Source organism: Microbispora sp. GKU 823 (assembly GCF_002027145.1).
Classification (GTDB): domain Bacteria; phylum Actinomycetota; class Actinomycetes; order Streptosporangiales; family Streptosporangiaceae; genus Microbispora; species Microbispora siamensis.
Genome location: NZ_MWJN01000196.1, coordinates 1 through 5881, shown reverse-complemented (window position 1 = coordinate 5881; position 5881 = coordinate 1). Strand labels below are relative to the sequence as shown.

Here is a 5881-nt window from a genome sequence, read left to right as displayed (position 1 = left end):
GGGTGAGGTGGATCCGATCGGATCCGATCCGATTGCGGTTAGCATTCCTCGGCCCGGCCCGCCCGTCAAGCCTTTACGCCATTCCGTCCGCGCCCTTCGCGTAGCCCGAAGGCGCCATAGGCCACGAGCCCGGTGCCCTCCTCCAGCTCCGCCATCTTCTCCAGGATTCGTCGTAGACCGGCCCACCTGCTTCGGGGATGCGCGTTCGGCGGATCTGCGCGCCGCTGCCGGTTCGAGGAGCAGGCGGAGCTCAAGCATGTCCTCGAATCGCTGACGGGTGATCTGGGGGGAATGCGATAGCCGGCATGGGGCACACGCACGACCAGGCCCTCGGCCTCCATGCGGTTCAGAGCGTCTCGGATCGGCGTCTGCGAGACTCCCAGCTCTCGCGCCAGGGCGTCGATCGTGACGCGGGAGCCAGGCTCGATCCGTAGCGACCGACCGTCACATCAACATACGTAATAGCCGAGTTTCGGGAAGTCCTCCAGCTGTCCGAGCAGCGTGTCGTACACCTCGTCGGCAAGCCGGCCGCGAGATCTTCCCGGCGGCGTTCCGCCCGTCATGGCCCCACGGCCCCGCGCGATCATCACTTCGTCGTCCATCGTGACGTGAGGTCCCTTCTAGCGTCTTCGCGAACCTGTTGACATCGGTCGCAACGCTGCTGCATGCTGACGACCACTCGGATCGTATAGGAAAGGTGACGGATGCTAGCCATCCTGCGTGCGGGAGCGGCGCGCCGCCGAGCCGGCCGTCCCGGTCCCCCAGCTGTTCGGTGAGATCAAGGAACTCGGGTACTCGCGCAGCCTCAACCTGCTCTACCGCTACATCACTCGAGGCCGGGCCGAGGGCGATCGGCCCGTCGTCACGCCACGCCGTCTTGCTCGGCTCCTACTCACCCGCCCCGGCAGGCTGCGTGAGGCCGACACCACGTTGCTGCAGGAACTCGTGGTACGTGCCCCGAACTGGCCGAGCTCGCCCGCCTGGTCCGTGCCTTCGCTGAACTCCTCACCCCGGTCGCAGGCAACGACGCCAAGCTCGCCGCCTGGCTCACCGACGCCCGGGCCGCTGACCGGCCCACCTGCACGGCTTCGCCAACGGCCTCGAGCTCGACCGCGAGGCTGTAACGCCGGCATCACCTTGCCCCATCACAACGGCCGAACCGAAGGCGTCAACACGTGAACGAAGAGAGTCATGCGGCAGATGCACGGCCGGGCCGGGTTCGACCTCCTGCGCCACCTTTCTGCTGCACTGAAAATAGCTGAGCGCCACTACCCGATTACGGGACAGACCCGTTGATATTGGACAGACCCAGCCTGGATGGGCGGCAGAGGGGAGCGGGATCTGTTTACCTTGGGGGATGCTCCCCGGTCCGACTGGGCCGCCGTCATCGGCAACGAGCAGGTCCGCGATGGCCTGCTGAGCGAGGTCTCCGATCACATGCTCGCCCTGGTGGCCGTTATGGATCGACTGGCACGGACAGGTCGCAGCCGGCCGCTGTCGGCATCGTTCCGCGAACAGCACCTGGACCAGATGACCGTACGCCTCGGCCGGCTGCTGTACGACAACCCCACGTGGACCCCGGCCAGACGAGACACCGCACTGCTCAAAGAGCCCGCGGTAATCGCCCCAAGCATCGCCGACATGGTCCCGACCGCCCGGGCGGTCCTGCACGCCTTCGAAGGGCTGACGGTCGTGGCCGAACGGGACCGGCAGGACGTGGGACGAGTACTTCGCGTCGATACCGGTCAGCCCGGCAGAGACCGGCTGCTGACCGCCTACGAGCAGCTCGGCAGCCCGAAGGTAAGGGCATCGCGAGCGCTGAGCGAGGCGATGCTGCTAGCTGCTCCGGCCGAGCTGCACGATGAGCTGTGGCAGGACATCCGCGTACTGGAGCTGCGCCGTGGCGAGAGATTGGATGGAGGTACCTCTGATCGGGCGGCATCGCTACGTCGTCTCAGGGCAATGACCACCGGTGCCGACAGTTACGACTCCCGCCTCGACCTGCCCGCCGTGTCACGGGTGGGGCTAGTGCCGACTCCCTCACCGGCCTCTCCGCCACCCCTGCGGCGCCAGGGAGGCCGTTTCCGCTGAGCCGCCACAACGGCAGGCCGCATGAGAAGGCGGTCGACGCCGGCAAGACACTGTTGGCGTCGATGCTGCCGAACTTAAGCACGTCCTGCTGACGCAACACCAACTGCGCACCGCCGGATGAGCCCGCGAGGGTTCGTCCTGGACGCCACAGTCGTGTCGGAGGCCGCCCGCAGGGACCTGCCGCCGATCACCATTGCTGTTCGAGCTGGACGAGCGCGGGTTGCAGCTGGTCGTGCCTGCTCTGGTGGTGGCGTCGGCCGCTGCAGAGAGGGGCGGCGGCGACGAGACCGGGATCCTGCCCGCGGTGCGAGGCATCGCCTGCCTGGACCACGGCGCGCGCCGAGTGTCGGTGCCACGAGGCATACCCACAGTCCCGTCCAGATGGCGCCGACCCGCACGCTGGCCGCCGCGCCGTCCCACACCAGAAGCGCCGCCAGCGCGCCCGCCACCTGTGCGGCGGAGTACTTCAGCGCCGAACCGGACGTCATCTTGCCCAGCACCCAGAACGCGGTCGTGACCGCGGGGTTCAGGTGGCCGCCGCTGATCCGGCCAAGCGGCGAGTACATGATCCCGCCGCCACGGTAGCGGTGAGGTCGCCCGTCAGGAGCCGCCGCAGGTCCTCGTTCGGCACCGTATCGACGAGCGTCGAACCGGGTGTGAAGCCCGCGACGAGCGCGCTGACGGCGAGCAGTTGCAGGAGCGCCGTGCCGGCGAACTCGGCGATGACCTCACGCCATCTGCCCATTGCTGTTCCCGCCGCCCGCGCCGGCGGAAACGTCCCGCCGGCGAGGTGGCCGGCGGGACGTTCGCATGGAGTGGTCAGCGCCTGCGGCGAGTCGTGTGTCAGTTCGGCGTGACGGCCACCGGGGCGTCGTCCCCGACGTGCACGTCATCCATGCCCTCACCGAGCTTCTTGGGCAGGGGGCACTTGGCGTGCGCCAGCTTGCCGTCGACGTAGATCTTCTCGTCGCTCGCGCCGAACCCGCCGCTCTCCTCGCCCTTGACGTGCACGATGCAGACGACGCCCTTGCCGGGCAGCGGGGGCTCCTTGCAGAGGGCGCTCAGCTTACTCTTCGGGGCCTCCTTGCCGTCCACGAAGACCCTGCCGCCCCTGAACTTGTCCCCCCTGAACTTGCCGCCCTTGTCAGCCCTGTCGGCCTTGGCCTTCATGATGCAGGCGACGCCCTTGCCGGGCAGCGGGGGCTCCTTGCAGAGGGTCCTCAGCTCACTCTTCGGGACCTCCTTGCCGTCCACGAAGACCTTGCCGTCCTGGTCGACCTTGACAGTGGTCTTGCCCTCCCCCGTGGCCGTCGGACCACCCTTCACGGCGCAGGCGACCCCCGGCTTCGGGGCGCCGGTGGAGGTCGCGGACGCGGCCGTGGCGCCGCCGATGCCGAGGCCCACCGTCATGACGACCCCCGCGAGGATCATGCTCCTCTTCTTCATTCTCTGGTCACTCCCTAGATCGGCTGCCCGTGGGGGCCGCCAGTGATCGGTTGACGGAACGCTCCGCAGTTTGGGCCCCTACACCTGAAGCGACCCTGAAGAGGTAAAAGATGATCTTCAGGTTTACCTTAGGTACGTACCTTCACCCTGTTGATGTGCGCCTACTTCTGGTGGAAGACGAACGCAGGCTGACCGAGCTGCTCAAAGACGGCCTGACCAAAGAGGGCTTCGCGGTCGATCTCGCTTACGACGGGTGCGAGGGCCTGTGGATGGCGACCGAGCATTCGTACGACGTGATCGTGCTGGATGTGATGCTGCCGTTGCTGCACGGCTATGGGGTCTGCGCGAAGCTGCGGGAGGCCGGAAACTGGACGCCGATCCTCATGCTGACCGCGAAGGACGGAGAGTACGACGAGGCGGAGGCGCTGGACACCGGCGCGGACGATTATCTGACAAAGCCATTTTCGTACGTCGTACTGCTGGCGCGACTAAGAGCACTGGCCCGGCGCAAGGTGCGGGAGCGGCCGACGGTGCTGACCGCCGGGGATCTCCGGGTCGATCCGGCGGGGCTGAAGTGCAGTCGCGGGGACGTACAGATCGCGTTGACACCCAAGGAGTTCGCGATCCTGCACTGCCTGACGCGGCACGCGGGCGAGGTGGTGACCAAGGCCGAGCTGCTCGCCCAGGCCTGGGACTTCGCGTACGACGGCGATTCGAACGTCGTCGAGGTCTACATCAGCGCGTTGCGCCGCAAGATCGACAAACCGTTCGGACGGACGACGCTGAAGACCGTGCGGGGCGTGGGCTACCGGCTGGAGGGTTGACATGGGAGTCCGTCTACGCACGACGCTGACGGCCACCGCCGCGGTGGCGGCGGCGCTCTGCCTGGCCTCGATCGCGCTTTTCACCGCGCTGGACTCGAGCCTGACGGCCTCCACCAAGGAGTTGGCGGCGAACGACGCCAAGGAACAGATGCGGCATCTGAAGGCGGAGTCGGGGCCGGGTGACGCGGGGGACGGAAAGGGAATGGTGCCGCTGCTCGGAAAGGGAGCGGTGCCGCCGGGCGGGAAGGGACCGATGCCGGGCTCGGCTGCCACCGGCGAAGACGACGGCCCTCCGGTACCCGATGAGGCCGTGCTCGTGGTCAGACAGACGTTCGAGACCGAGGACGGCCCGGTCACCGTCCTCGGAAAGGCCTCCAAGGCACCCGCCCTGGCGGCGATGACCACGCTGAGGAACCTGCTGATCCCGGGGGTTCCGGCGCTCCTCGCGGTGGTCGCACTGTTCACCTGGCTGGCGGTCGGCCGAGTGCTACGCCCGGTCTCCGCGATCAGGGCGAAGGTCGCCGACATCACCGCGCACGGCCTGCACGAACGCGTGCCGGAGCCGGACACCCGAGACGAGATCGCCGCACTGGCCCGTACCGTCAACGCGACCCTCGACCGGCTGCAGACCTCCGTCGACGCGCAGCGGCAGTTCGTCGCCGACGCCGCACACGAACTTCGCAGCCCACTGGCGATCCTGCGAACCCGGCTGGAGCTGGCCCGGCCCGCCGAGAAGCAGCTGGCGACTGCGGCACTGGACGATGTCGCACGCCTCCAGTCCCTTTCCGCCGACCTCCTCCTGCTGGCCCGGCTCGACGCCGGCGAACCCCTGTCGCGGGCCGAGGAACTGGACCTGGCCCAGGTCGTCGCCGAGGAGGCCGTCCGCAAACGCCCTCGTCCGGACGTCCATGTGTACCTCGACCTCACCCCCGACCTGCTCCTCAACGGCTCCGCCGATCAACTTCGCCGTCTTGTCGCGAACCTCGTCGACAACGCGGTCCGCCACGCCTCCACGTCAGTCCACGTCACCCTCACGTCTCCGGGCGACCACGCCGTCCTCGACGTCGTGGACGACGGCCCCGGTATTCCCCCGGAACACCACACCATCGTCTTCGACCGATTCACCCGCCTGGACCACGCCCGCACCCGGGACACGGGAGGCTCGGGGTTGGGGCTGCCGATCGCCCGGGATATCGCGCGGGCTCACGGGGGGACCCTCCAGGTGGTCCCGCACAGCCCGGGCGCGAGGCTACGTGCGGTCTTCCCGTTGTCCAGGCGGTCTGTTGCGTACCCGCTGGGTGACCTTGCGGTGCGGGCCCGCGTGTAGGAGGCGCAGCCGCGTGGGTACTGGCTTCTGGCCCCCATGCGCTCGTCGTGTCCGCCCACCCCCGCGCGACATCCTGATACCGCTGCCCAGCGAGGTGCACCGACCACAATCGCGCTTGTCGACGACGCGTGAAAACTGACCCCCAGACGACGGCCGAAATCTGACCCCTCTGCTGTCACTGTGGAGGGTGATC

At 68.1% G+C, this 5881-nt stretch carries 8 protein-coding genes and 1 pseudogene; 4 read left to right on the top strand and 5 right to left on the bottom strand.

Going from position 1 to position 5881, the window contains the following annotated elements:
• Positions 1–65: 65 nt before the first annotated feature.
• Both B1L11_RS55670 and B1L11_RS49305 read right to left on the bottom strand, forming a co-directional pair.
• Positions 66–428 carry a GntR family transcriptional regulator gene (locus B1L11_RS55670; protein ID WP_218671690.1) on the bottom strand — a complete coding sequence of 121 codons (363 nt, stop codon included), beginning with the start codon at positions 426–428 and terminating at the stop codon, positions 66–68.
• Between the two features lie 21 nt (positions 429–449).
• Positions 450–602: a hypothetical protein gene (locus B1L11_RS49305; RefSeq protein WP_218671689.1), complete on the bottom strand. Its 153-nt coding sequence runs from the start codon at positions 600–602 to the stop codon at positions 450–452.
• A gap of 118 nt (positions 603–720) precedes the next feature.
• Here B1L11_RS49305 and B1L11_RS53545 point away from each other — a divergent pair.
• Both B1L11_RS53545 and B1L11_RS46280 read left to right on the top strand, forming a co-directional pair.
• Positions 721–1176 (top strand): annotated as a pseudogene (locus B1L11_RS53545) (ISL3 family transposase); the annotation flags it as partial.
• Positions 1177–1317: 141 nt separating this feature from the next.
• Positions 1318–2091, top strand: coding sequence for a hypothetical protein (locus tag B1L11_RS46280; protein ID WP_143737986.1), 774 nt, complete (start codon positions 1318–1320; stop codon positions 2089–2091).
• 74 nt (positions 2092–2165) lie between these two features.
• Here B1L11_RS46280 and B1L11_RS55665 read toward each other — a convergent pair whose 3' ends face one another.
• The 3 genes from B1L11_RS55665 to B1L11_RS43715 form a co-directional block, all read right to left on the bottom strand.
• Positions 2166–2657: an aquaporin gene (locus tag B1L11_RS55665; protein ID WP_079321026.1), complete on the bottom strand. Its 492-nt coding sequence runs from the start codon at positions 2655–2657 to the stop codon at positions 2166–2168.
• A complete protein-coding gene (locus tag B1L11_RS43720; protein ID WP_079321025.1) occupies positions 2618–2836 on the bottom strand; it encodes a hypothetical protein in 219 nt (72 codons plus the stop codon). Before B1L11_RS43720 ends, B1L11_RS55665 begins: the two co-directional genes overlap by 40 nt.
• Before the next feature lie 98 nt (positions 2837–2934).
• Entirely contained in the window at positions 2935–3537 is a 603-nt protein-coding gene (locus B1L11_RS43715) for a hypothetical protein (protein ID WP_143737985.1), read from the bottom strand.
• A 155-nt stretch (positions 3538–3692) separates the two neighbouring features.
• On the opposite strand from B1L11_RS43715, the gene B1L11_RS43710 reads away from it, so the two are divergent.
• Entirely contained in the window at positions 3693–4361 is a 669-nt protein-coding gene (locus tag B1L11_RS43710; RefSeq protein WP_079321023.1) for a response regulator transcription factor, read from the top strand.
• 1 nt (position 4362) lies between these two features.
• A complete protein-coding gene (locus B1L11_RS43705; RefSeq protein ID WP_079321022.1) occupies positions 4363–5688 on the top strand; it encodes a HAMP domain-containing sensor histidine kinase in 1326 nt (441 codons plus the stop codon).
• The last annotated feature ends 193 nt before the right edge of the window (positions 5689–5881 follow it).